This window comes from Comamonas sp. GB3 AK4-5 (genome assembly GCF_041320665.1).
In the GTDB taxonomy this organism is placed as follows: domain Bacteria; phylum Pseudomonadota; class Gammaproteobacteria; order Burkholderiales; family Burkholderiaceae_C; genus Comamonas.
Window position 1 is genome coordinate 93,349 of the sequence record NZ_CP166730.1, and the last position, 25,342, is coordinate 118,690.

Here is a 25,342-nt window from a genome sequence, read left to right on the forward strand (position 1 = left end):
TGTCTCCTATGCGAAGCCGCATGATGCGCGCAGAGGCTCTGGCGTGCTGCCCACTGCGTGACAGTGGCGGGAGATCGCCCACCGGCTTTCAGACCGCCGCAGGCAGCTGCAGATGGACCTCAAAACCCGGCTGCAGATTGGTGAAGTGCAGCTGCCCACCATGCAAGGCCACGATGGCCTGCACACTGGACAGGCCCAGGCCGTGGCCGGGCTGGCGCTCATGGGCGCGGAAGAAGCGCTGGGTGAGCTGGGGCAGGCGCTCGGGCGGCACGCCGGGGCCGTTGTCCTGCACCCGCAGGTCGACGATGCCGGCATCGGTGGCCTGGGCCGTGATGGTGATCTGGCCACCGGGCTGCTGGAAGGCGTATTTGAGGGCGTTCTCCACCAGGTTGGCGAGGGCACTGGCCAGCAGGTCGGCATCGGCCAGCGCGTGGGGCTGACCATGGAGCTGCACCTGCAGCGTGCCGCCCACATCTTCGGCCACGGGGGCATACAAATCCTCGATCTCGGCGAGCAGGGCACTCAGGTCCACGGCAGAGAATTCCTGGCGGCGCATGCCGGCTTCCAGCTCGGCAATCTGCAGCAGCTTTTCAAACACCGTGCCCAGGTCCTGCACCTCCTGCTCCACGCGTTCGATCAGGCGTTGCTGCTCGCCGGGACTCAGGTGGCTGGCGCTGCGCAGCTGCAGCAGCACGCGGGTCAGCGGGGTGCGCAGATTGTGGGCAATGGTGTTGGAGACATGGCGCACACCATCCATGAGGAGCTCGACCTGGTCCAGCATCTTGTTGATGTCCTGGCCCAGCCGGGTGAACTCGTCATCCTGGTCGGACAGGGGAATGCGCTGGCCGAGATCGCCCGTGGACACCTGCTGCAGGGTGCGGCGTATGCTGGCTGCGCGCTCGTCCACCAGGCGCCGGAAACCTGCACTGCCGGACAGCGCCAGAATCACCACGATGACCACCGCCGACAGGCTGGCGCGCATAAAGCGCTGCTCGATGTCGCGCAGCGCTTCCATATCGCTGCCCACGATCAGCATGTGGCCGCTTTCCAGGCGTGTGACGGCCACGCGGCCGCTGAGGGTGCGGCCGTCACGCTGCACCTGCAGCTCGCGCAGGCCCAGCGTGCTGAGGCTGCGTTGTGGCTGGATGCGGGCATTGCCTACCAGCATATTGCCCTGGGCATCGGTGAGGATGACGACCTCGGTCTGGCTGTCCACGCCGTCGTTGAGCAGGTTGCGGATTTCCTGCTGCAGCGAGGCCTCGCCGTAATGCCGGGCATGGGCTTCCAGCCGCTTGAGGTCTTGCCTGGCCTGCTGGTCGATGCGGGCGCTGAGCACGCCCACCATTTGCACATAGAAGATGGCCAGCACCACCACCATGGTCAACAGCAGCAGGGCGCCGTAGTACAGCGCCAGGCGAAAGGCGATGGAGCGCCAGGGATGCCCGTTGGTGCTGGGCGGGCTCATGCCGCCGGCGCCTGGGTGGACAGGCAGTAACCCACGCCGCGCACGGTGTGGATCAGGGGCAGGGCAAAGCCCTTGTCCACCTTGTTGCGCAGCCGACTGATGTGCACATCGATGACATTGGTCTGGGGGTCGAAGCGGTAGTCCCACACCGACTCCAGCAGCATGGTGCGGGTGACGGTCTGGTCCACATGGCGGGCCAGAAAGGCCAGCAGGCGGAACTCGCGCGGCTGCAGCAGCAGGGTGCGGCCGGCACGCTCGGCATGGCGGCTGAGCAGGTTGAGCTTGAGATCCGCCACCTCCAGCATGGGCACGGGGGCCTGGGTGTTCACGCGGCGCAGCAGGGCTTCCAGCCGGGCCTGCAGCTCGGAGAAGGCAAAGGGCTTGGTCAGATAGTCGTCGCAGCCGGCCTTCAGGCAGCGCACGCGCTCATCGGTGGTGGACAGGGCGCTGAGCACCAGCACCGGCGTGGTGTCGCCGGTGCTGCGCAGGGCCTGCAAGATCTTCAGCCCATCAAAGCCGTCGGGCAGCATGCGGTCCAGCACGATGGCATCCCAGTGGCCGGTGACGGCCTGGGTCAGGCCCTCCACCCCATCGGGGCAGACGCAGACCTCGGCCTGGAGCTCGCGCATGCCCTCGGCCAGAAAACGGGCGTTTTGGGGGTCGTCTTCAATGATCAGAAAGCGTGGCATGGCAATGTGGAGGCAAACAAGTCGCCTACTATAGACATGGGAGCCAGGCCAACGCCTTGCTGGGTCACTCTGCCGAGAAGGGCAATTGCCCCCGGGCCGCATTCAGTTCCCAGTCCGCCTGCCAGGCGCGCAGGCTCAGATCCAGGTACTGCTGCTGGTGGTCGGCCACCGACTCCATGGCGTCCAGCCATTCCAGGATGGAGCTTTGTCCCAGGCGGTAAGAGTCCTGGGCCATCTGGCGCAGCGGGTCGAGCTGGGTCAGGCCGCGGGTCTCGAAGGAGCGCAGGGTCTTGCGCAGCAGATTGCGCTGGGTATAGGCCTGTTGCAGGCGTTGGCGGGCCAGCTGCTGCGCTGTGTCTTCTTCCAGCTGGGCCTGGGTGTACTCCAGGCGTGCGCGTTCGATGGCGCCCTGCTTGCGGTCGAACAGTGGCAGCTCCACCGATACGCCCACCTGGTTGTAGCGGTCGCCATCGGGGCGGTTGCGGATGCGGGCCACACCCACGGTGGGTGTGGGCAGGGCTTCACGGGCCTGCTGGCGTATCAGCTGCTCGGTCTGCGTCACCTTGGCATGGGCGGCCTGCAGCTGGGGCAGACGGGTGCTGGCTTGCTGCCACATGCTGTCCAGCGATGGTTCCTCTTGCGTGGCCTTGGCCGGCAACAGGCTGCCAATGGCCTTGGGTGTCCATTGCGGCTGGGCCAGCATCTCGGCCAGCGCGGCCTGGGCGGCCAGGGTCTCCGATTCCTGCTGTTCCAGCAGGGCCTGGACCTGGGCACGCTGCAGCTCCACGCGCGCGCCGTCGTACTTGCTGCGGGCGCCCAGCTCGACCTGGCCCAGCACCACCTTGGCGGCCTGCTCCAGGTGCTGCATGGCCTGCTGCTTGGCCGCCAGCTTTTGCTGGGCCGTGAGCAGCTCGGCAAAGCGCAGGGCGGCCAGGCTCAGCACTTCCTGGGTCTCGACCGCGCGCTCGGCCTGGCCAGTGGCTGCGGCCAGACGCGCCGCTTCGGTGCGCATGCCGATCTGGCCAAAGATGGGCAGGGGCTGCTCTATGCCCCATTCCTTCTCATCGGGCTTGCGGGAGTAATGCACGCTGGGGTTCTCCCAGGTGCCGGCGGTGCGCACATCGGCTTGCTCCATGCCCTGAACCAGCGGCATGGCACGCAGGGCCGGGTGGTGGCTGCGCACCAGCGACAGAAACTCCACCAGGCCCAGCGAGGTAGGCAGGGCGGCGGTGCCGGAGACAGCCGCCATGGGCACCGAGGTGCCCATGGTCGGCGCAGACGGGCTGGCAGCAGCGGGTTGGGCCAGGGGCCCCGCCAGGCTGGCGCCGGCCACCAACAGGGCCGCAGCAGCGGCAATTGCTTTAACGGTTTTCATCCAGCTCATCCGATTTCTTCAAAGTCTTTGGGCCCAGCCAGGCATAGAGCACGGGCAGCAACACCAGGGCAATGACGGGCAGTATCAGCATGCCGCCCACAATCACCGAGGCAAAGGGGCGTTGGGTCTCGCTGCCCACGCCGGTGGACAGGGCCATGGGCAACAGGCCCAGCAGGGCCAGCAAGGCCACCAGCAGCACGGAGCGCATGCGCTCGGCCGTGCCATGCACCAGGGCCTCCATCATGGGCACACCTTGTTGGCGCAGCGACTCCACCGAGGAGATCACCAACAGGCCCACCAGCGCCACCTGGCCCAGCAGGGCGATGAAGCCAATGGCCGCGCTGATCGACAGCTCGATGCCGGTCAGGTGCAGGGCGGCAATGCCGCCCACCATGGCAAACGGAGCGCACAGCAAAATCACAAAGGAGCTGCGGGCCTGCCCCAGTGCGCTGAACAGCAGGGCGAAGACGATCAGCAGCGACAGCGGCACCACCACCTGCAGGCGCTTGGCGGCGCGCTGCTGGTTTTCCCACTCACCGCCCCAGACGGCCTGGTAGCCCTCTGGCACCTTGACATTGGCCTTGAAGGCGGCAAAGGTTTCCTTGACCACCGAGCCGATGTCGCGGCCTTCCACGTTGAACTTCATGGCCATGTAGCGGGCATTGTTCTCGCGGAAGATGGAGGCATTGCCGATCTTCACCTTGATGCTGCCCACGGCATGCAGCGGCACCGAGCCGCCATTGGGCGTGGGGATGGCAATGTCGCGCATGCTGGCTTCGTCCATGCGGTTCACATAGGGCAGACGCACGCGCACCGGCACGCCATGCTCGCCTTCCCACAGCGTGGTGGCGATGTCGCCGGCCAGGGCCAGCTCCAGCGTCTTTTGCGCGGTGTCCATGGCGATGCCGTGGCGTGCCAGGGCTTCGCGGTTGAACTCCACATGCAGCTGCGGCGCGGGGGCGTCGCGGTACAGGTCCAGGTCCACCACGCCGTCGATGCCCCGCACCTGCTCCATGGTCTGCATCAGGATGGCGCGCAGTTGCTCAATTTCGGGGCCGAACACCTTGAGCACCACCTGGCCACGGGCGCCGGAGGTGGATTCCTCCACGCTGTCGCGAATGGGCTGGGAGAAGTTGAAGGCCACGCCGGGAATGGCGCCGAGCTGCTGGCGCATGTCTTCGATCAGCGCCGGCTTGGTCAGGCCCTTGCGCCATTCGGGCAGGGGCTTGAGGCGGATCAGCACCTTGGCCATGTTCAGCGTTTCGTTGTCGGTGCCCGATTCGGGGCGGCCCTGCTCGGAGCTGACCGAAATCACCTCGGGGAACTGGCGCGTGATATGGCGCACCTCGGCCAGCACTTCCTGGCCTTTTTCCAGCGAGATGGAGGCCGGCATCTGCACCAGCACATAGGCATCGCCCTCATCCAGCTCGGGCAGGAATTCCGTGCCCAGGCGTGTGGCCGACAGGCCGGCAATGACCAGAATGGCCACCGAGATCAGCACCACGCCACGGCGGCGGCTCAGGCTGGCCAGCGTGCGGGTGATCCAGCGCTGGTAGCCATGGTCCATGCGCTCGAACACCACGGGCTCGGGTGCCGTCACATGCTTGGGCTTGAGCAGCAGCGCACACAGGGCCGGCACCAGGCCCATGGCAAACAGCAGGGCGCCCAGCAGCGCGAAGCTATAGGTCATGGCCAGCGGACGGAAGATGCGACCTTCGATGCTTTCCAGCGAGAACACGGGAATCAGCGCGGCGATCACGATGGCCATGGCGAACAGCGTGGGCTTGGCCACGGCCACGGCCGAGTCGATGATGATGGCGCGCATCTCGCGCTGGTTGCTGGGCTTGCGCAAGCGGGCGTTGCGGATGATGTTTTCCGCCAGCACCACGGCGCCGTCCACCATGATGCCGAAGTCGATGGCACCCATGGAAATCAGATTGGCCGGCATGCCCAGCAGATGCAGACCGATGAAGGCCACCAGCAGCGACAGCGGAATCACCGAGGCCACGATCAGCGAGCCCCGGATGCTGCGCAGCACCAGCCACAGCACGGCAATGATCAGGCAGGCGCCGAACAGCAGGTTGTGCTGCACGGTGGCCAGGGTGTGGCCCACCAGGTCGGCGCGGTCATAGGTGACCTCCATGTGCATGCCCTCGGGCAGCAGGCCGCCATTGAGCTGCTCCACCTTCTCGTGGATGCCTTCCAGCACCACCGAGGGGTTCTCGCCGCGCTTGAGCAGCACGATGCCCTGGACCACGTCGTTCTCGTCGTCCATGCCCACCGAGCCCTGGCGGGGTGTGTGGGACTGGCTGACATGGGCCACGTCGCCTATGGTCACCGGCGCACCGCCGCGCATCTCGACCACCACGTCCTTGATCTCCTGCGGCGAACGCAGCAAACCGATGCCGCGGATGATCAGCGACTGCTCGCCACGGCGCATCAGGCCGCCACCCACGTTGCGGTTGGACTTTTCCAGGGCCTCGGTCACATCGTTCAGCGACAGGCCCAGGCGGTACAGCCGGTCCGGGTCCACCTCGATGTGGTATTCCTTCACAAAGCCGCCGATGCTCACCACATCGGCCACGCCCTGCACCTGCTTGAGCACGCGCACGATGTGCCATTCCTGCTCGGTGCGCAGCTGGTCCAGCGTGTGGCGGTCGCTCTTCAAGCGGTAGTAGTAGATCTTGCCCAGGGGGGTGTAGTCGGGCGCCATCTCGGGCGTCACGCCATCGGGCAGATCGGCCTGGGGCAGGCGCTGGGCCACTTCGGCGCGGGAGCGGAAGCTGTCGGCGTCATCGTTGAACACCAGGTTCACCATGGACAGGCCGAAATAGCTTTCCGAGCGCAGCGACACCAGACCCGGTGTGCCATTGAGCTCACGCTCCAGCGGCACGGTGATCTGGCGTTCCACCTCTTCGGGGGCCAGGCCCGGGGCCTGGGCGATGATGCCGACCTGCACATTGGTCACGTCCGGATAGGCCTCGATGGCCGTGTGCAGATAGGAGTAGATGCCGTAGATCGCAATCAGCAAGGTGGCACAAAGAGCCACCAGACGGCGGTGTACGACGAAGTCGATGAATGCTCGCAACATGGGCGCTTTCCGTCTTTCTTACAGCATCTGGCTGGCAGCACCGTCCAGCATCAGGGCACCACGCACCACGATGCGCTCGCCGTCCTTGAGGCCCGAAATCACCGGCACCCAGCCGCGCACCGGCAGGCCCAGGGCCACGCGGCGCGCTTCAAAGCTGTGCTCGGCGGTCTGCACAAAGACCACGGTGCGGCTTTCATCCTTGATCAGCACGGCGCCAATGGGCACCATCATCTGAGGGGGGCGGTCCACGGCAATGCCCACGCGGGCCTGCATGCCGGCGCGCAAATTGGCTTGCACGTCGGCGCCTTGCAGCGACAGCAGAATGGGGGCGCGGCGGGATTCGGCATCCACCACGGCGCCGATCTGCATCACCTTGGCCTGCACGGGCTCGGTGCGCACCGGCAGCTCCACGCGGGCCTGGCTGCCCACCTTGAGGTTGGGCAGGTCCATTTCAAACACATGGGCCACCAGGCCCAGCGACTTGCTGTTGCCCACGGCGAACAGCACGGCACCTTGCTCCACCTGCATGCCCAGATTGGCCTGGAACTGGGCCACCACGCCGTCGCGCGGTGCGCGCAGCACAATGCGGTCGCCGGTGTCGCCACCCAGCAGCGCGGCCGTGCCGTTGGCGCGCGCCAGCTCCTGCTCTGCTTCCTTGAAATGGGCCTGTGCAGCGCGCAGCTCCACCTCGGTGCCCACGCCACGGTTCACCATGTCCTGGTGGCGCTTGTATTCGGCCTGGGCCGTGCCCAGGGCCAGGCGTGCGGCCTGCACCTCATGGCGGGTGCGCAGGGCTTCGGCGCTGACCAGGGTGGCCAGGGGTGCGCCGGCCTTGACGGCCTGGCCCAGCTGCACATGCAGCGTCACCACACGGGCCTGCAGCGGCGAAGCCACGGTATCGAGCTGTCCCGGCATGAACTCCACATGGGCAGGCGCCCAGATCACCTGGCCTTTTTCGGGGGCCTGCACGACCGCCACTTCCAGCATGCGCATGGCGGAAGGCTGAACCTTGACCACGGGTGTGGTCTCACTGAGCGCCGGCAACGCGCACAAGGCGGCCGCTAGCAGGGCTGCAGTGCTGCGCAGCCGCAGTTTGGGGGAGATGGCAGATGGGGAGAGCACGGCCTGGTCACGCATGAACGATCTTTCGAGGGTTGCAGCAGCGAGGGAACAGGAACCTAGCCTTTCCACACGCGCAAACCGGCGATGCTAGGAGGAGGCCTCGGCCATGCGCATGACAATCGAATTAACGATTGGTAATTTTTGATTTTTTTCAGTGAATTTTCAGCCCGAATGGTGTATCGGTTTTTTCGTATTGACAGCGTTCGACTGCTGTGCCGGTGGGCGCGGGTCGGTGGCCACGCCCACCGGTGTTTCAGGCGCGCATATCGCCGGTGTCGATAAAGCGCTGGTGCCAGGACAGAGCCTCGGTGAGGATGTGCGGCGTGTGCTGCGCGCCCTGGCTGCGGGCACGGTCAAAGTAGTCCTGCAGCTGGTCGCGGTAGTCCGGGTGGACGCACTTGCTGATGATTTCCTTGGCGCGCTGCTTGGGCGAGAGACCACGCAAATCGGCCAGGCCTTGTTCGGTGACGATGATCTGCGTGTCGTGCTCGGTGTGGTCCACATGCGAGCACATGGGCACGATGCAGCTGATGGCGCCGTTCTTGGCCACCGAGGGCGTGACGAAGAAGGACAGATAGCCGTTGCGCGCAAAGTCACCCGAGCCGCCGATGCCATTCATCATGCCCGTGCCCATCACATGGGTGGAGTTGATGTTGCCGTAGATGTCGGCCTCGATCATGGAGTTCATGGCGATGATGCCCAGGCGGCGCACCAGCTCGGGGTGGTTGGAGATCTCCTGCGGGCGCAAGATGATGCGCTCGCGGTAGAAGTCGATGTTGTCCTCGAAGTCCTGGTAGGCCTTGCTGGACAGCGAGATCGAGGTGGCCGAGGCGCGGCTCATCTTGCCGGCGCGCAGCAGATCCAGCATGCCGTCCTGCAGCACCTCGGTAAAGCCCAGCAGGTTCTCGAACGGGCCGGTCAGCAGGCCGGCCAGCACGGCATTCGCCACATTGCCCACGCCCGACTGTATGGGCAGCATCTCCTTGGGCAAACGGCCCATCTTCATCTCGTGCGAGAGGAAGTCGATGATGGAGGAGGCGATCTGGTTGGAGGTCTCGTCGGGCACGGCAAACACGTTGTCGCGGTCGCCCTTGTGCGTCTCCACCACGGCGATCACCTTGGCCGGGTCCACCTTCAGATAGGGCTGGCCGATGCGGTCATCGGCATGGGTCATGCTGATGGGCATGCGGCGCGGTGGGATGGCCGTGCCGTAATAGATGTCGTGCATGCCCTCCATCTTGGCGGGCGGCTTGGTGTTGACCTCCAGGATCACCTTGTCGGCGATTTCCAGCCAGGTCTTGTTGTTGCCCACGGCGGTGGAGGGGATCAAGAGGCCATCGGCCGTCACGCCCAGCACCTCGACCACGGCCACCTGCATGGGGCCCAGAAAGCCGAACCATGCATGCTGGGCCACATGGGACAGGTGCATGTCGATGAAGTCAATCTCGCCCGCGTTCACGGCCTTGCGCGTGATGGGGTCGGTATTGAAGGGCAGGCGCTGGCCCAGGGCCTGGGCTTCAGCCATCACGCCGTCGCATTCGGCAGCGGTGGAGGCACCGGTCCAGACATTGATCTTGTAGGGCTTGCCTTGGGCATGCTCGGCCTTGGCGCGGGCGGCAATGGCCTGGGGCAGGGCCTTGGGGTAGCCGGCGCCGGTAAAGCCGCTCATGCCGACGTTCACGCCATGGGGGATCAGGGCCGCAGCGGCCTCGGCCGACATGATGCGCGTTTGGAATTCTGGGAAGCGGACGCGGTCTGCCAGTGTCATCGGGGTTTCTCCAACTTTGCAAAAAACAAGCCGCCTGCATGGGCGGCTCTTATAGATCTCCATGGGAAATGGTATCAGCGTTATCCCGCAACCTAGGGTTTTTGCTTAATAACAGAGGGGGTGCGTCAGGCTGCTGATTTAACTTGTCTTCAGAGGGAGTGAATGCTTGCAATGCGGTGCGGTTTTCATGCTGCGCTGCAGTAAATCGCCGTATCCACACAGGCCGTGCCGGCCTTCGAGCGCCCAGGCAGAAAAAAACCCGCAGGTTTTGCCTGCGGGTTGGGGGCCGGATGGGCCGGCGCGATGTGCTGAAGAGCCTGTTCTAAGCCTTGCGCTGGGTGTTGAGCAGGGCGTACAAAATGATGGCGCCAAAGGTGGCGGTTCCGATGCCGCCCAGGGCGAAGTCACCGAACTTCAGCGTGAATTCGCCCGTGCCCAGAATCAGGGTGATGGCGGCCACGATCAGGTTCTTGGTGTCCGAAAAGTCCACCTTGTTGTCCACCCAGATCTTGGCACCGGCCACGGCGATCAGGCCGAAGACGACGATGGAGACCCCGCCCATGACCGGCAGCGGAATGGCCTGGATCAGGGCGCCGAACTTGGGCGAAAAGCCCAGCAGCACGGCCAGCACGGCGGCGCAGAAGAACACGGCCGTGGAGTAGATGCGGGTAGCGGCCATCACGCCGATGTTTTCGGCATAGGTGGTCACGCCCGTGCCGCCGGCCGCGCCGGAGACCATGGTGGCCACACCGTCACCGATAAAGGCCCGGCCCATGTACTGGTCGATGTTCTTGCCCGTCATGGCCGTCACGGCCTTGATGTGGCCCAGGTTCTCGGCCACCAGGATGATGACCACGGGCACGATCAGCAGCATGGCATTGGCGCTGAACACCGGAGCATGGAAGGTGGGCACGCCGAACCAGGCCGCGTTCATCACGCCGCTCAGGTCGATGGGCTTGCCCAGACCCAGCACATTGGTGAAAACGCCATACAGAATGCTGGCCACGATCAGGCCGACCAGGATCAACAAACGCTGCAACATGCCCTTGGTGAACACTGCTACCAGGGCCACGGAGACAAAGGTCAGGGCCTGCATCCAGGCCTCGAAGTTGTTGGCCGCCATGTTCTTGACGGGAATGGCGGCCAGGTTCAGACCGATGATGGCCACCACCGCACCGGTGACCACCGGCGGCATGAAGCGCTCGATCCAGTTGGTGCCGATCGCCTGGACGATGAAGCCGATCACCGTGTACACCGCGCCGCAGGCAATGATGCCGCCCAGGGCCACGCCGATATTGGCGTTTGGCCCCTTGCCGGCATAGGCCGTGGCGGCAATCACCACGCCGATGAAGGCAAAGGACGAGCCCAGGTAGCTGGGCACCTTGCCGCCGGTGATGAGGAAGAAGATCAGTGTGCCAATGCCGCTCATGAGCACGGCCAGATTCGGGTCGAAGCCCATCAAGATGGGTGCCAGCACGGTGGAGCCGAACATGGCGATCACGTGCTGTATGCCCATCAGGCCGGTCTGGGCCCAGGGCAGGCGCTCATCAGGGCCGATAACGCCGCCGCCTTGCAGGACGGCGGGGGACTTTTCAGTCCAGGAAAACATTCCCATGGTGGAGTACTCCGTAAAAAACTGGCGCGATGTTAGAGCATGTTGACGATCTCTACGCAGGCGCGTTGGAGCGCAATCGGGATGCGTTCGAGCTGATGGGGCGCAGCTTGCACCCGTGTGCAAGCAAGCCACAGCGCGAAGAAATCGCCCGATTTCGCTCCAACCCTGTGGGCCAGTGCCTTTGCGGGCGGTCTACTGTGTTGCGAATCCTCGCAATAGCGCGGCTATTGCTGCGGTATTGCGCCTTGTATCTCATCCCGCAAAGACACTGGCGCGCCGCGAGGAGATCGTCAACATGCTCCTAGGCAATCGCCCTGGAGCGGAGGACGAATTGCGGACGCCGGTCTCTGCATCTCGGGCATGTCCCGATTTGCCCCGCATGGGGAATGCAATAGTGATAGCTGCTTACGCATATGCAGCAATGGTTTCAGGTATTAATGCATCTGAAATCCAGTAGGTAAAAGCGATGGCTGCTATGTGATTTGATGATGCTCCCGGCCAACGCCTGCGGCCCATGCTTGCCCCGCAAGAGGCGGCCCGCAGCGCCGGGATGGCGCCGAAGGCAGCCCAAGGGCTGTTCAGCGCCCCAGGTCTTTGGCGCTCACGCCGGCAATGCCCCAGTTCTCCTTGGGCACGTCCTGTATCCAGACACGCACATTGGCCACGGGCGCACCCACGGCCTCGACCAGGGCCTGCGTGACCTTCTCGATCACCGCTTTTTTCTGCTCCTCGCTGCGGCCTTCCAGCATGTAGATTTGTGCGAATGGCATAGAACTTCCTTTTTCCGTCAGTAGTTATCGATTGCGCTGCGTTGGCTTGCCCCCTCACCCCAACCCTCTCCCCGAAGGGGCGAGGGAGCAAGGCAAGAGGCGCAGCGCCAAGAACCGGCACTGCCCAAAGCCAGGGACAGCGCGCAAGAGCCGCCCCGCCGCGAAGCTGTCGCCCCCTTGTCTCCCTGTTTCAGGGGAAGGCGCCGCAGGCGACCCAGGGGGATCAGGCTTTTATTCCCAACTTGCGAATCAAGTCACCCCAGCGCTTGTTCTCCGCGCGGATGAACTCCGCGAACTGCTGGGGCGTGTTGGCGCGCAGATTGCCCGAGATGTTGTCAAAGGCCTGTTGCACCTCGCCCGTCTTGGCCGCAGCCACCCAGGCCTCGTGGACCTTGGTGATCACGGCCTGGGGCGTGGCGGCCGGGGCCACCAGGCCAAACCAGGTCTCCACCTCAAAACCGGGGTAGCCCGACTCGGCCACCGTGGGCACATCGGGCAAGGCCTTGGAGCGCTGGGGCGAGGTCACGGCAATGGCGCGCAGCTTGCCGGCCTTGATGTGCTGCAAGGTGGTCACCAGCGAGCTTTCCATGCTCATCATCACCGTGCCGGACAGCAGGTCGGGCACGATCTGGCTGGAGCCCTTGTAGGGCACATTGGTGAGCTGGATGCCGGCCACGGACTGCAGCAGCTCGGCGGCCAGGTGGTTGCTGGTACCGATGCCCGAGGTCGCGTAATTCACCTTGCCGGGGTGGGCCTTGGCATAGGCCACCATGCCCTTGAGGTCGGAGAACGGGGCGCCCGGGTGGACCACCAGCGCGCAAGGCGTGGTGCCCACCAGCGAGATGGGGCGCAAGTCCTTCTCCACATCAAAGGGCATGCTGCTGTAGAGGTGGGGCGCAATGGCCAGGCTGCTGATGGCCGTCAGGCCAATGGTGTAGCCGTCGGCCACGGCCTTGGCCACGGCGTCCGTGCCGATGTTGCCGCCGGCCCCCGCCTTGTTCTCCACCACAAAGGGCTGGCCCAGCTTGTTGGCCATGGCCTTGGCGGCCGCGCGCGCCATCACATCGGTGGGCCCGCCGGCCGGAAACGGCACGATCATGCGCACCGGGCGCGTGGGGTAGGCCGCCTGGGCCAGGACACGGCCCGGCAGGCCCATGCCCATGGCGGCCAGGGCCGCCGCAGCCATCCACTCTCTTCTTTGCATGCTTTGTCTCCGTTTTTGTTTTTAAAAAATCCTGCTTGGATGAATCGTTTGGAGGCGGCAACACAGCGCTTCATGCGTTGTTGCCGGCCCTTGCCGTACCAAAGTACTGTCTGCGGGCCAGCGCCTAGCCTGAAGCGCTGTCTTGCCGTTGTGGGGGAACTTCTGGTGCCCACTGGATTTCCCAAGCCCGCTCTGGCTCAAATCCAAAACGCCTCCAAGCCTGGTGCGGGACCTTCAAAACCGGCACAGCCCAAGGTCAGGGACAGCGAGCAAGGGCCGCCCCGCCGCGAAGCTGTCGTCCCCCTTTCAGGGGGAAGGCGCGAAGCGACTCAGGGGGTGAACTGAATCGAGGTACTACCCATACCCTGCACGCGCAAACAGACATGGTCGCCAGCGGCTACGGCCACGGCCTCGGTGGCGCCGCCCGACAAAATCAGGCTGCCCGCCGGAATTTCCTGGCCACGGCGGCCCAGGTGGTTGGCCAGCATGGCAATGGCCGCTGCCGGATGGCCCAGCACCGCCGCACCCGCGCCCATGGCCACGGGCTGGCCGTTTTTCTCCAGCACCAGGCCCACGGTACGCAGGTCCACGGCATCGGGGCGCAGGGGCTGGCCGCCCACCACAAAGCGCGAGGCAGAGGTGTTGTCGGCCACCACGCTCTTGAGGTCGAACTTGAAGTCGCGGTAGCGGCTGTCGATGACCTCGATGCCTGGCATCACAAAGTCGGTGGCGGCCAGCACGGCGCCGATATGGCAGCCCGGGCCCTTGAGCGCATGTTTGAGCACAAAGGCGATCTCGGGCTCCACCTTGGGGTGGATCAGCTCCGAGGTCTTGACCGTGCCGCCATCGGGAACGCTGAAGTAGTCCACCAGAAAGCCGAACACCGGATCGGTGACGCCCATTTGCTTCATCTTGGCGTGCGAGGTCAGCCCGGCCTTGAGGCCCACCACGCGTGCGCCGCGTGCCAGCTTGCGCGCCAGGATGGCGGCCTGAATGGCGTAGGCGTCATCCCAATCCATGTCGGGGTGGGAGTCGGTGATCTTCAAGGTGTCGTGGGCCTGCAGCTCGCAGGTCTCCAGGTGTTCGGCCAGTTGTTCAATGGTGGAGGGGGAAAGTGCCATGTTGTGCTCCCGAATAAAGAAAAAAATGGATGTGCTGGTCGTTGGATCAGCACAGCTGGCGCTGCGCTGCGGCGGTGCTCATGCCGCCACCTCGGCGCTGCGGCGCAGCCATGTGCCTGTTCTGGCCTGTGGGGGCGCTGTGCTCAGCTGGGTCAGCGCAGCCTTGACCCGGTCATAGGCGGGCCGCACCTGCTGCGGTACCCGGCGGCGGACTTCGTCAAAGTCTTCGCTGCGGGCCAGGGCCAGCACCCCATCGCGTGCCTCCCGGTACGCCTGCAGGGCGGAAGCGAATTCCTGGGCTGCGACACCTGCTTGCGGGCTGCGGGCCCAGTGCGCGTCCACCAACTGGTCGATGGCGGTGATGCGTTCGACCACGGGCGCCACCTCGCTGAAGGCATCGGCATTCATCACCAGGATGTTGCAGGCGCGCATTTCCTCTATGCAGTCCGCAAAGACATCCACGGCACGGCGCGTGGGCACCAGCTCCGATGTCTCGTGCTTGAGCTGGCCGATCAGGCCCTGCACCACGCGCAGCTGCCCGTTGCTCTGCCCCACCCATTCCACGGACTGCCGGGCCGCCGAAGACAGGGCGTCGGCGTCGCGGATCAAACGCTGGCTCAGGCCGCCCTGGGTCTGGGCAGCGGCGGCCATGTCACTGGCCGCTTCCCGCGTGCGGCTGGAGCGCTCGCGGATGTCTGCTAGCGCCTGGCCCGTGTCCTGGGTGCGTTGCACGCTGCCCTGTATGTCCTGCAGCACGGTCTGCAAAAACTGGTCTGCCGCCGCTGTGCTGGCGGTGATGCCCAGAATCATCTGGCGGATCTGCTCCGTGGCCTCTCGTGTGCGGGCGGCGAGCTTGCGCACCTCGCCCGCAACCACCGAGAACCCGCGTCCCTGCTCACCGGCCCGCGCCGCTTCAATGGCCGCGTTCAGCGACAGCAGATTGGTCTGCATGGCCACGTTCTGGATCATGGCGACGATGTCCTCGATGCTCTCGGTGTGCTGGCGCACTTCGCGAAAGCGCGACTCCAGTCCATCGGCGGACTCGGCCAAGGACGCAATGCGCTGCGAGGTCTCGCGCAGCAAACCATCGCCGCGCACGGCCAGTTCGTGCATGGAGTCGACCTCGCCGCAGGTGGTGGTGGCGGATTCGGCCACCGTGTCCACGCTGCGTGCCAGCGCATCCACGCCTTCACGCAAGCCGGTCAGCGTGCCGGCCTGCTCGCGTGAGAAGGCCACCACCCGCGTGAACGAGGACATCATGCTGGCGTTGTTGACCGCCACGTCCTGCGCATGCCGGTCCACCCGGGCCAGCGCCTGGGCCACAGCGCGCGTGCGCCGCGTACGCGGGCCACCCCAGCTGGCCAGTGCGGCCAGACACAGCAGCACCAGGCCCAGCAGGGCTGCCTCACGCAACCAGGCCCATGGCACAGGCCACACAGGCCATGCCAGAGAGGCCAGGAGGAGTGCAGAAATCGCAGCAAGCACCCGTGCCATGGCCGTGCCTTCAGGCGACCTGCAGACCGCGCGCACGGGCCATGGTCAGCGCCGTGTCTTCGATCATGTCTTCCTGGCCGCCGACCATGCCGCGCCGGCCCAGTTCGACCAGCAGATCGCGTGCGGGAATGCCGTACTTCTTCTCGGCCCGCTTGGCGAACAGCAAAAAGCTGCCGTACACGCCGGCATAGCCCAGGGTCAGCGCGTCGCGGTCCACGCGGATGGGGAAGTCCATCAGCGGCACGACCAGGTCTTCGGCCACATCCTGGATCTTCCAGACATCGACGCCGGTCTGAATCCCCATGCGGTCGCATACGGCCACCAGCACTTCCATGGGCGTGTTGCCCGCCCCGGCGCCCAGGCCCGCAGCCGCAGCATCGATGCGGTTGGCGCCGGCCTCCACGGCAGCGATGGAGTTCGCCACGCCCATGGCCAGGTTGTGGTGGCCGTGAAAACCCAGCTCGGTCTCGGGCTTGAGTGCGGCGCGCACGGCGGCAATGCGTTCCTTGACCTGGTCGGGCAGCAGATAGCCTGCCGAGTCGGTCACATAGATGCAGTTGGCGCCATAGCTTTCCATGAGCTTGGCCTGCGTGACCAGGCCCTGGGCGCTGTTCATATGCGCCATCATCAAAAAGCCCACGGTGTCCATGCCCAGCTTGCGTGCCTGGGTGATGTGCTGCTCGCTGACATCGGCCTCGGTGCAATGTGTGGCCACGCGGATGGTGGACACGCCCAGCGCATGCGCCATCTGCAGGTGGTCGACGGTGCCAATGCCGGGCAGCAGCAGAGCCGAAACCTTGGCCTGTTTCATCAGCGGGATCACGGTGGACAGGTATTCCTCGTCGCTGTGTGCGGGGAAGCCGTAGTTCACCGAGGCGCCGCCCAGGCCGTCGCCATGCGTGACCTCGATCAGTGGCACGCCGGCCGCATCCAGGCCCTGGGCCACGCTTTTCATCTGTTCCAGCGTCATCAAATGGCGCTTGGGGTGCATGCCGTCACGCAGCGTCATGTCGTGGACGGTGATCTTCTTGCCTTTGAGTGTCGTCATGTCTTGTCTCCTTCAGGCGGCCACGGGAGCCAGCGTGAGCTTGCCGGCCAGCATTTGTTCGGCAAACATCTCGGCCGTGCGCGCGGCGGCGGCGGTCATGATGTCCAGATTGCCCGCGTACTTGGGCAGGTAGTCGCCCAGACCTTCGACCTCCAGGAAGACGGAGACGCGCTTGCCGTCAAACACCGGGCCGTTGACCAGGCGGTAGCCGGGCACGTATTTCTGCACCTCGGCCAGCATCTGGTGGATGGAGGCCGTGATGGCGGTCTGGTCGGGCGCGTCCTCGGTCAGGCAATGCACGGTGTCGCGCATCATCAAAGGGGGTTCGGCCGGGTTGATGACGATGATGGCCTTGCCTTTTTTGGCGCCGCCCACCTTCTCCACCGCACCTGCCGTGGTGCGCGTGAATTCGTCAATGTTCTTGCGCGTGCCCGGCCCCACGGACTTGGAGGACACGGTGGCCACGATCTCGCCATAGGCCACGGCCTGCACGCGGCTCACCGCTGCCACCATGGGGATGGTGGCCTGGCCCCCGCAGGTGACCATGTTCACATTCATGGCGCCGCTGCCCAGGTGCTGCATGAGGTTGACCGGGGGTACGCAGAAAGGGCCTATGGCTGCAGGTGTGAGGTCGATCATCAGTGCGCCCTGTTCGTTGACCTTGCGCGAGTTCTCGGCATGGACATAGGCGCTGGTGGCGTCGAACACGATTTGCACGCCATCGGCCTGCATATGCGGCAGCAGTCCATCCACGCCCTCGGCCGTGGTCTTGATGCCCATTTCACGCGCCCGCTTCAAACCATCGGAATCGGGGTCTATGCCCACCATCCACACCGGCTCCAGCACGGGGCTGCGCTGCAGCTTGGCCAGCAGATCGGTGCCGATATTGCCCGGCCCTATCAGCGCGCATTTGATTTTTTTCATCTCTTTTGTCTCCTCAGGAATTTCTTAGGCTGGCCAGCAGCCTCGGATACCGGCGCGCTCTAGGTCAGAGACGCCGAGCAAGGGCCTACGCCGGCCGCGCCGCCCCGCAGCGAGGGCATCGTCCCTCTGTCTCCCTATTTCAGGGGGAAGGCGCGAAGCGACTCAGGGGGTCATATGAACCGTACGGAACAACCGCCGATGCCGCCGATGGAAACGCGCAGGTTGTCCCCGGCCTTGACCGGCACCATGGCGGCCAGCGAGCCGGAGAGCACGACTTCGCCGGCCTCCAGTGCGATGCCGTGGGCACCCAGGGTGTTGGCCAGCCAGGCCACGGCATTGGCAGGGTGGCCCAGGGCTGCGCGGCCTGCGCCCGTGGCCACGATCTCGCCGTTTTTCTCCAGCACCATGCCGCAGGTGCCCAGATCCACATCACGCGGGTCGACCAGGCGATCGCCCAGCACAAAGACGCCGCAGCTGGCGTTGTCGGCCACCGTGTCCTGGATCTTGATCTTCCAGTCACGGATGCGGGAGTCGACGATCTCGAAGCAGGCCACCACGCCCTCGGTGGCAGCCAGCACATCGGCAGCCGTCACGCCCGGACCTTTGAGGGTTTTCTTGAGCAAAAAGGCGATCTCTCCCTCGGCCTTGGGCTGTATCAGGCTGCTCGCCGGCACGGCCTCGCCCTCGTTGAAGACCATGCCATCGGTGAGCCAGCCAAAGTCGGGCTGAAACACGCCCAGCATGTCCATCACGGCCTTGGAGGTGACGCCGATTTTTTTGCCCACCACGCGCTCACCGGCCTCCAGGCGACGCGCCAGCATGCGCTGCTGTATGGCGTAGGCGTCATCGATGCTGATGTCGGGATGGCGGTTGGTCAAAGGCTCGACCACCTTGCATTCGCGCAGGGCCGCATACAGCTCGTCGCCCAGGGAGTGCTGCAGTTCAGTGTTCATAGGAAAGGCTCACAAAAAACAAAGAAGGGAAAAGTCGTGATGCTGGCAACTCAGGCCCCTGGCCAGGGCGCAGCGCTTGAACCAGCGCACCCCAACTCAGAGACATCGCGCGAGGGCCGCCCCGCCCCGCCGCGCCGGTGTCGTCCCCCTCCGGCGCGTAGCGCCAGAGAGGGGGAAGCGGCGCAGCCGCTCAGGGGGTCAAAGCTTGATGCAAACGTTCTTCAGCTCGGTATAGAACTCCAGCGAATGCACGCCGCCCTCGCGGCCTATGCCCGATTGCTTGGAGCCACCAAATGGCGTGCGCAGATCGCGCAAGAACCAGCTGTTGACCCAGGACAGGCCGACCTGCATGCGCTGGGCCGTGCGGTGGGCGCGGGCCAGGTCGCGCGTCCAGATGGCGCAGGACAGGCCGTATTCGTTGTCGTTGGCTTTGGTCAGCACCTCTTCTTCGGTATCGAAGGGGGCGATATGGCAGCAGGGGCCGAAGATCTCTTCCTTGATGACGCGTGCCGTCTCGGGCAGGCCCGTCCAGATCGTGGGCTGCACCCAGGCACCGCCCGCATGCTGGGCGCCCATATCGGGCACGCCGCCACCCGTGACCACGGTGGCGCCTTCTTCCACTGCCAGCTGGTAATACGACAGCACCTTGGCCTGGTGTTCCTTGCTGATCAGCGGGCCCAGCTTGGTGTCGGCGTCTTCGGGCAGGCCGATCTTCCAGCCCTCGACCTGCTTTTTCAGCTCGGCCACAAAGCGCTCGTAGAGGGGGCGTTCCACATAGACGCGCTCCGTGCCCAGGCAGACCTGGCCGCTGTTGACAAAGGCCGAGCGCAACGTGCCTTCGATGGCGGCATCGAAGTCGCAATCGGCAAAGACAATGGCGGCGTTCTTGCCCCCCATCTCCAGGCTCACGGGGCGTGCGCCCTTGGCCGCCGCCTTCATGATGGCTTCACCCGTGCGCGTCTCTCCGGTGAAGGTGATGGCATCCACGCCGGGGTGGCTGGTGACGAACTCACCCGCCGAGCCCGGGCCAAAGCCATGGACCACGTTGTACACACCGGGCGGAATGCCGGCCTCGTTCATCACTTCACCCAGCAGGGCTGCGGTCTGTGGCGATTCTTCCGATGGCTTGACCACCACGGTGTTGCCGCAGGCCAGGGCCGGGCCTACCTTCCATGTCATCAGCAGCAGGGGCAGGTTCCAGGGGCAGATCACCCCGACCACGCCCACGGGGCCGCGATGGCCGTAGTTGATGGCACCGCGCCCATCGGGGGTGGCCATCTCGAAGAACTCCGTGGGCACGTTCTTGACCACGTCGGCAAAGATCTTGAAGTTGGCCGCGCCGCGCGGGATGTCGATATGGCTGGCCACGCTGCGCGGCTTGCCCGTGTCCGCGCATTCGGCGGCCAGGAATTCCTCGAAGCGGCGGTTGATGCCATCGGCCACGGCATAGAGCTTTTCCACGCGTTCGGCCACGCTCATGCGGCCCCAGGGGCCGTTCAATGCGGCGCGCGCGGCGGCCACGGCGGCATCGACTTCGCTGCGGCCGGCCTCATGCACCTTGGCAATGACCTGGCCCGTGAGCGGAGAGTGCTTGTCGAAGCTGCGCCCCGTGGCCACGTAGGCGCCGTTGATGAAGTTCTGGATGTCTTTCATGGTTTCTTTCCTGTCACGCATGCTTTTGCAGCAACGATAAATACGGTGTTCAATACTGTCCAATACTGAATTTTCTAAAATCAATACCTGCAAGGTATGAAGGAGCCGCCCCATGGACTTGAGGCAGATGAAGTACTTTTTGGCGCTCGCCGAGGAGCTGCATTTCGGCCGGGCCGCGGCCCGGCTGCACATGGCCCAGCCGCCGCTGACGCGCCAGATACGGGGCATAGAAGAAGCGCTGGGCACCAGCCTGTTTGTGCGCACGCCCAAGGGCGTGGAGCTGACCGCGGCCGGCCAGGCCTTGCTGGACGAGGTGCCCAACATCCTGTCGCTGGCCCAGCGCGCCCGCGAGCGCACGCAAAGAGCCGGTCAGGGGCTGACGGGACAGCTGGATGTGGGGATTTTTGGTTCCGGCGTGCTGGATGTGATTCCGCGCCTGCTGGCCGCGTTTCACCAGGCCAGGCCGGAGGTGCGCATCGAGCTGCACAACCTGACCAAGGACGAGCAGCTGCAGGCGCTGCGCGAACGCAGAATCACCATTGGCTTCAACCGTCTGGTGCCCGCCGAGCCAGGCATAGGCGTGCAGACCGTGCTCAAGGAGGCCCTGGTCGTGGGCCTGCCGGCCACGCACAGGCTGTGCGCGCGCGAGGAGGTGGCGCTGTCCGAGCTCGACAACGAGCCCATGATCCTCTACCCCAATCTCTCGCTGCACGGTCTGGCCCAGGAGGTCAGCAATGCCTTCCACCGCGAGGGCCTGCGCCTGAACGTGGCCCAGTCCGTGGAAGATGTGCTGACCTGCGTGGCCTTGGTGGCGGGCGGGTTTGGTGCCTGCATCACCACGCGCTCGGCCACCAGCCTGCGCCTGCCGGGTGTGGAATACCGGCCGCTGCGCTCGCGCCATTTGCGCGACATCGAGCTCAGCTGCCTGTACCGCAGCGACGATGCATCGCCGCTGCTGGCGGCCTTTCTGGACGTGGTGCGCACCTTTCCAGGCCAGGACAAAGCCTCGACCTGAAAGGGTAGGCAGACGCCAGGTTTCAGCCACCTTGCTGGTCCTTGCCCAGGCCCAGGGCCTGCAGACCGGCGCCTGCAATGATCTCGTCCTGCTGCTCGCTGCCACCGGACACCCCGATACCGCCAATGCGTGCGCCGTCCACCACCATGGGCAGCCCGCCACCAAAGCCCACAAAGCGTGGACGCAGGGCCAGGCCCTGGCGCACGGCTGGCGAATGCTGGGCCAGGGCCTCATGCCACTGGCCCGTGGCCAGGCCAAAGCTCACGGCCGTATAGGCCTTGTCCGTGGCAATGTCCATGGAATGCAGGGGAGCACCCGTCATGCGCACAAACGCGGCCTGCACCCCGGCCGCATCCACCACGGCCACGTTGACATGCACGCCCAATTCCACGGCCTTGGCCACGGCCGCACCCACGGCACGCAAGGCGGCTTCGGTGCGGATCACGGGTTGGGAAGCCATCAGGGAGTCCGGCATGGCAGGCCTCCTCAAAAAGCTTTTACCAAGGTGAAGCGCACCAGCGACCCCTTGGGCAGGGCACCTGTGCCGGCCGTGGCGCTCACTTCCTTGTAGACCGCGCCCTTGAGGAACACGCCCGCACCCGGCACCGGGTAGACCAGCTCGGCCCCCACGGCGTGGCGCGCGGAATGCTTGCTCGTTGTGCCCGGGCCTTTGTCATCGCTGATCTGCCATTGGCTATAGCCCACGATGCCGGCTTGCACAGCGCCGAAACTTTTGCCCAGACCCCATTCCAGCGTGACCTGGTTGCCATTGCGAAAGCCCATATCGTTCTTGCCGTTGCGCTCGAAGCGCATCAGGCCCGAGGCCGAAATGGTCTTGGCCGCGTCGAAGTAATAGGTCAGACCGCCGGTGAGCATGGTGCTTTTGTAGCCCTTGCCCGGTGAGGCCGGATCGCGGCTGCTGGCCGTATCCAGCCAGATACCGGCACCGGCCACGGCGTCCCACTGCGGGCCGTGCCAGCCCAGGACCAGGGGGCCCAGGTAGACGTCGCCCACACCCGAGCGGCTGTCGGAAATGCCGGCGGCATTCACCGTGAGCGAGGTGCGCATTACCGGCACGATGGCTTCCATGCCGTAGTCGGCGCCCAGCAGCTTGTAGTTGGTGATCCAGACAAAGCGGTTGGCCAGGGCCGTCACGGTTCCACGGTTGTGGCCGGGCAGGTTGTCACTGCTCCCCGGCGCGCGGAAGTCATTGATGTTGTAGTTCACCATATAGCCCAGGTAGTACATGCCGGGCGGCGGCACGCTGGGGCCTTGCATGCCCTCCACACCGGGAACGTAATGGCCTTCGGCCTGCACGGCCGTGGCTGCCAGCGTGCCCAACAGGGCCAGGGCAGCAGATGCAATCTTGTGGTTCATTTCTATCTTTCTTGTGGGTTCACAGATGTCTCGGGGTCCATGGGGCTGTGCAGGGGCGCTGCGCCAAAAACTGGCGCGGCCCATATCAGGGCTGCCGCGCAAGGGCCGCCCCGCAGCGCTGGCAGCGTCCCCCTGCCCGCAGCGCGCAGCGGTGCGAGAGCGGGGGGAAGGCGCGAAGCGACTCAGGGGGTGTTCCCTTTCAGGTGTACACATCCGTGAACGAAGCCACGAGCTCACCCGTGTGATAGAAAATGCCGCTTCCCAGACGGTCCTCGCTCCAGGTGGTCACGGGGCGATCGGGCTGGGCCAGATAGCCCAGGCCGGCAAAGGTTTCGTTGCGGTTGCCGCTGGGGTCGAAGAAGTAAATCGTCTCGCCGCGCGTGATGCCGTGGCGCGTGGGGGCCACGTCGATGCGCACCTTGTTCTTGGCCATGACGTCGGCGGCCTTGAGCACGTCGTGCCAGGAGTCCAGGAAGAAGGCGATGTGGTGCAGGCCCGAGGTGGGGCCGCCCACAAAGGCGATGTCGTGCGGCGTGGTGGAGCGCGCCATCCAGGTTGCGGCCTGCATAGTGCCTTCGGGGCCCACCAGAATCTGCTCGGTCAGGAAGAAGTCCAGGCACTCGGCCATGAAGCGGGTGTTGTCCTCCACGGTGTTGATGCCCGCCTCGGGGTTCATCTCGCACATCAGCAGGCAGTGGTCTATCCAGTGCGCACCCGCGCCCTTGAGGCCATCGGGCCAGGGATCGGGGTTCAGGGAGCCCACATCCGTGCCCACACATTCCTTCTTGGCGTACAGGCGCATTTCATGGCCGCTGGGCAGATTGAACTGCAGCATGCGGCCCACCGTGGGCTGGCTGCCTTCGGGCAGCATGGTGGTCTTCACCCCCCAGGCTTCGATGCGTGCCTGCAGGTTGTCGAGGTCGGCATCGTTCTGGACCTTGTAGGCCACATGGTTGAGGCCTGCGCGGTCGCTTTGCGTGAGGATGAGGGAGTACTTGTCCCATTCGTCCCAGCACTTGAGATAGACATTGCCCGCCGCGTCGCGCAGCGTGACCTTCATGCCCAGCACGTTCTCGTAGTGCTTGAGCGCGGCATCCATGTCCATCACGCGCAGATTGGCGTGGCCGATTCGCATTACACCCATGTTTGTCTCCTTCAGTTGGTTGTTGGTGTGTCGTGGGTTGTGGGGCTTGAGGAAGCGCGTGGTGGTGGCGCTCCCAGAAAAAAAGGTTTGCGCAGGCGCTGGGTGACTTCCAGGCACACGGCTTCCAGCGGGGCCACGCGGCAGGCCAGGGTGTAGCCCTGGTCGCGCTCCTGATCGCTCACATGGGCGCAGCTCACGGGGCCCAGGTGGCGCACCGCGCCCTGGAGCACGCGCACCTTGCAGACTCCGCAGCCGCCGTTGATGCAGCCCACGGGAATGCCTTTGCGCCCCAGGCGCAACATGCCAGACAGCAGGCTTTCCTCGGTGCCGCAGGCATAGCTGTCGCCGGTTTGCTCTATGCGCACCTGCACGCGGCTCGTGGGAGGGAATGGGCCAGCCATAGCCATCTCACACGCGCCTGAACAGTGGGCTGCGTGCGCCTTGCACATCGGCGGCCGAGAGGAATTTCTCGGTGTAGATGTCGCGCTCGAAAAGCCGGCCCTGCATGAGGGTGGAAATACAGGCCTCGACCATGGGCGGCGGGCCGCACAAATAGGCCTTGCAGCCCGCAAAGCCGCTGGCGAAATGGGCTTGTGCGGCCTCGTGCACAAAGCCGCGTGCGCCTTGCCAATCACCGCAGTCCTCGCCCGAGAGGGCAGGGATATAGGTGAAATGCGGGTGCTGCGCGGCCAGGGCGCGGAACTCGCTGTCGTAGTACAGCTCCTCGCGTGAGCGCTGGCCGTAGACCAGGGTGATGGGCTGTTCGCAGCCGCTGGCCAGCAGCTCCAAAATCATGGCGCGCGGGCTGGACAGTCCCGAGCCTCCGGCCATGAAGACCATGGGCTGGCGTGCCGAATGGCGCACAAAGAAACGGCCGTAAGGCCCGGCCAGCTGCAGGCGGTCGCCTTCGCTCAATGATTGGTGCAGCCAGGTCGTGCCTGCACCGCCCGGCACCAGGCGCACATTCAGCTCGATCTCCTGGGCACAACCGTCGGCACCGGGCGCATTGGCAATGGAGAAGGCGCGCGAGCTGCCCTGCTCGGCATCCAGTCCCGGTATCTGCAGCTGCACATACTGGCCGGCCTGGTAGCGCATAGTCTGGTCCAGACGCAGGTGCAAGGCCTTGATGGTGGGGGTGAGATCGACGATGCGCACCACGGTGGCGGCAAAGTCGCGCATGGGAATGATTTGCGCGTCGGGCTCGTCCTCGAAGTCGGCCTCGATGGTGGCATCGGACTGCAGCGTGGCGCAGCAGGCCAGCGTCATGCCGTCATCGCGCTCCATGTCCATCAGCGCAAAGGGATTGGCCGCGCCGTGGTCGACCTCGCCGTCGCAGACCTGGACCTTGCAGGTGCCGCACAGACCATGGCCGCAGGCATGGGGAATGTAAATGCCTTGGCGCAGCGCGGCGTCCAGCAGGGTCTGGCCTTCCTCCACTTCAATGGAGGTGCCCAGGGGTTCTAACGTCAGTTGATAGCTCATATCGTCTCGCTCTTGCTCTGTCTCACGGCAAC

General features: G+C 65.1%; 21 protein-coding genes. 1 reads left to right on the plus strand and 20 read right to left on the minus strand.

Translation table 11 applies throughout. The features are described 5' to 3' along the window. Positions 1–88: 88 nt before the first annotated feature. The 15 genes from ACA027_RS00390 to ACA027_RS00460 all read right to left on the minus strand — a co-directional run bounded on the left by ACA027_RS00390 (position 89) and on the right by ACA027_RS00460 (position 20,292). Complete coding sequence (locus tag ACA027_RS00390; RefSeq protein WP_370680438.1) at positions 89–1,465, minus strand: sensor histidine kinase; 1,377 nt, start codon at positions 1,463–1,465, stop codon at positions 89–91. After that, complete coding sequence (locus ACA027_RS00395) at positions 1,462–2,154, minus strand: response regulator transcription factor (protein WP_370680439.1); 693 nt, start codon at positions 2,152–2,154, stop codon at positions 1,462–1,464. The genes ACA027_RS00390 and ACA027_RS00395 overlap by 4 nt, the downstream gene beginning before the upstream one ends. Positions 2,155–2,218: 64 nt before the next feature. Beyond that, positions 2,219–3,529, minus strand: coding sequence for a TolC family protein (locus tag ACA027_RS00400; protein ID WP_370680440.1), 1,311 nt, complete (start codon positions 3,527–3,529; stop codon positions 2,219–2,221). Then, positions 3,516–6,620: an efflux RND transporter permease subunit gene (locus tag ACA027_RS00405; protein WP_370680441.1), complete on the minus strand. Its 3,105-nt coding sequence runs from the start codon at positions 6,618–6,620 to the stop codon at positions 3,516–3,518. The genes ACA027_RS00400 and ACA027_RS00405 overlap by 14 nt, the downstream gene beginning before the upstream one ends. An 18-nt stretch (positions 6,621–6,638) precedes the next feature. Next, a complete protein-coding gene (locus tag ACA027_RS00410; RefSeq protein WP_370680442.1) occupies positions 6,639–7,757 on the minus strand; it encodes an efflux RND transporter periplasmic adaptor subunit in 1,119 nt (372 codons plus the stop codon). A 238-nt stretch (positions 7,758–7,995) separates the two neighbouring features. Next, positions 7,996–9,510 (minus strand): acetyl-CoA hydrolase/transferase family protein, encoded by a 1,515-nt coding sequence (locus ACA027_RS00415; RefSeq protein WP_370680443.1) that lies wholly within the window; start codon positions 9,508–9,510, stop codon positions 7,996–7,998. A gap of 322 nt (positions 9,511–9,832) precedes the next feature. Beyond that, a complete protein-coding gene (locus ACA027_RS00420; protein ID WP_370680444.1) occupies positions 9,833–11,125 on the minus strand; it encodes a solute carrier family 23 protein in 1,293 nt (430 codons plus the stop codon). A gap of 578 nt (positions 11,126–11,703) precedes the next feature. Next, entirely contained in the window at positions 11,704–11,895 is a 192-nt protein-coding gene (locus ACA027_RS00425; RefSeq protein ID WP_370680445.1) for a 2-hydroxymuconate tautomerase, read from the minus strand. 223 nt (positions 11,896–12,118) lie between these two features. Next, on the minus strand, positions 12,119–13,099 hold the full coding sequence (locus ACA027_RS00430) for a Bug family tripartite tricarboxylate transporter substrate binding protein (RefSeq protein WP_370680446.1): 981 nt from the start codon (positions 13,097–13,099) through the stop codon (positions 12,119–12,121). Between the two features lie 329 nt (positions 13,100–13,428). Beyond that, on the minus strand, positions 13,429–14,220 hold the full coding sequence (dmpH, locus tag ACA027_RS00435; RefSeq protein WP_370680447.1) for a 2-oxo-3-hexenedioate decarboxylase: 792 nt from the start codon (positions 14,218–14,220) through the stop codon (positions 13,429–13,431). A 78-nt stretch (positions 14,221–14,298) separates the two neighbouring features. Next, positions 14,299–15,657, minus strand: a complete 1,359-nt coding sequence (locus tag ACA027_RS00440; RefSeq protein ID WP_370680448.1) for a methyl-accepting chemotaxis protein — start codon at positions 15,655–15,657, stop codon at positions 14,299–14,301. Between the two features lie 67 nt (positions 15,658–15,724). Next, a complete protein-coding gene (gene aphG, locus ACA027_RS00445) occupies positions 15,725–16,762 on the minus strand; it encodes a 4-hydroxy-2-oxovalerate aldolase AphG (protein WP_370680449.1) in 1,038 nt (345 codons plus the stop codon). A gap of 12 nt (positions 16,763–16,774) precedes the next feature. After that, positions 16,775–17,686 (minus strand): acetaldehyde dehydrogenase AphF, encoded by a 912-nt coding sequence (aphF, locus tag ACA027_RS00450; RefSeq protein WP_370680450.1) that lies wholly within the window; start codon positions 17,684–17,686, stop codon positions 16,775–16,777. A gap of 170 nt (positions 17,687–17,856) precedes the next feature. Continuing rightward, positions 17,857–18,639: a 2-oxopent-4-enoate hydratase gene (dmpE, locus tag ACA027_RS00455; protein ID WP_370680451.1), complete on the minus strand. Its 783-nt coding sequence runs from the start codon at positions 18,637–18,639 to the stop codon at positions 17,857–17,859. Positions 18,640–18,837: 198 nt separating this feature from the next. Then, positions 18,838–20,292, minus strand: coding sequence for a 2-hydroxymuconic semialdehyde dehydrogenase (locus ACA027_RS00460; protein ID WP_370680452.1), 1,455 nt, complete (start codon positions 20,290–20,292; stop codon positions 18,838–18,840). 112 nt (positions 20,293–20,404) lie between these two features. On the opposite strand from ACA027_RS00460, the gene ACA027_RS00465 reads away from it, so the two are divergent. Then, positions 20,405–21,307: a LysR substrate-binding domain-containing protein gene (locus ACA027_RS00465; protein ID WP_370680453.1), complete on the plus strand. Its 903-nt coding sequence runs from the start codon at positions 20,405–20,407 to the stop codon at positions 21,305–21,307. Positions 21,308–21,329: 22 nt separating this feature from the next. Here ACA027_RS00465 and ACA027_RS00470 read toward each other — a convergent pair whose 3' ends face one another. The 5 genes from ACA027_RS00470 to ACA027_RS00490 all read right to left on the minus strand — a co-directional run bounded on the left by ACA027_RS00470 (position 21,330) and on the right by ACA027_RS00490 (position 25,310). Next, positions 21,330–21,782, minus strand: coding sequence for a heme-binding protein (locus tag ACA027_RS00470; RefSeq protein ID WP_370680454.1), 453 nt, complete (start codon positions 21,780–21,782; stop codon positions 21,330–21,332). Positions 21,783–21,793: 11 nt separating this feature from the next. Continuing rightward, complete coding sequence (locus ACA027_RS00475; protein ID WP_370680455.1) at positions 21,794–22,684, minus strand: transporter; 891 nt, start codon at positions 22,682–22,684, stop codon at positions 21,794–21,796. 199 nt (positions 22,685–22,883) lie between these two features. Further along, positions 22,884–23,828: a catechol 2,3-dioxygenase gene (locus ACA027_RS00480; RefSeq protein WP_370680456.1), complete on the minus strand. Its 945-nt coding sequence runs from the start codon at positions 23,826–23,828 to the stop codon at positions 22,884–22,886. Between the two features lie 11 nt (positions 23,829–23,839). Continuing rightward, positions 23,840–24,229, minus strand: a complete 390-nt coding sequence (locus ACA027_RS00485) for a 2Fe-2S iron-sulfur cluster-binding protein (protein WP_370680457.1) — start codon at positions 24,227–24,229, stop codon at positions 23,840–23,842. A 7-nt stretch (positions 24,230–24,236) separates the two neighbouring features. Beyond that, entirely contained in the window at positions 24,237–25,310 is a 1,074-nt protein-coding gene (locus tag ACA027_RS00490) for an NADH:ubiquinone reductase (Na(+)-transporting) subunit F (protein WP_370680458.1), read from the minus strand. Between the last annotated feature and the right edge of the window lie 32 nt (positions 25,311–25,342).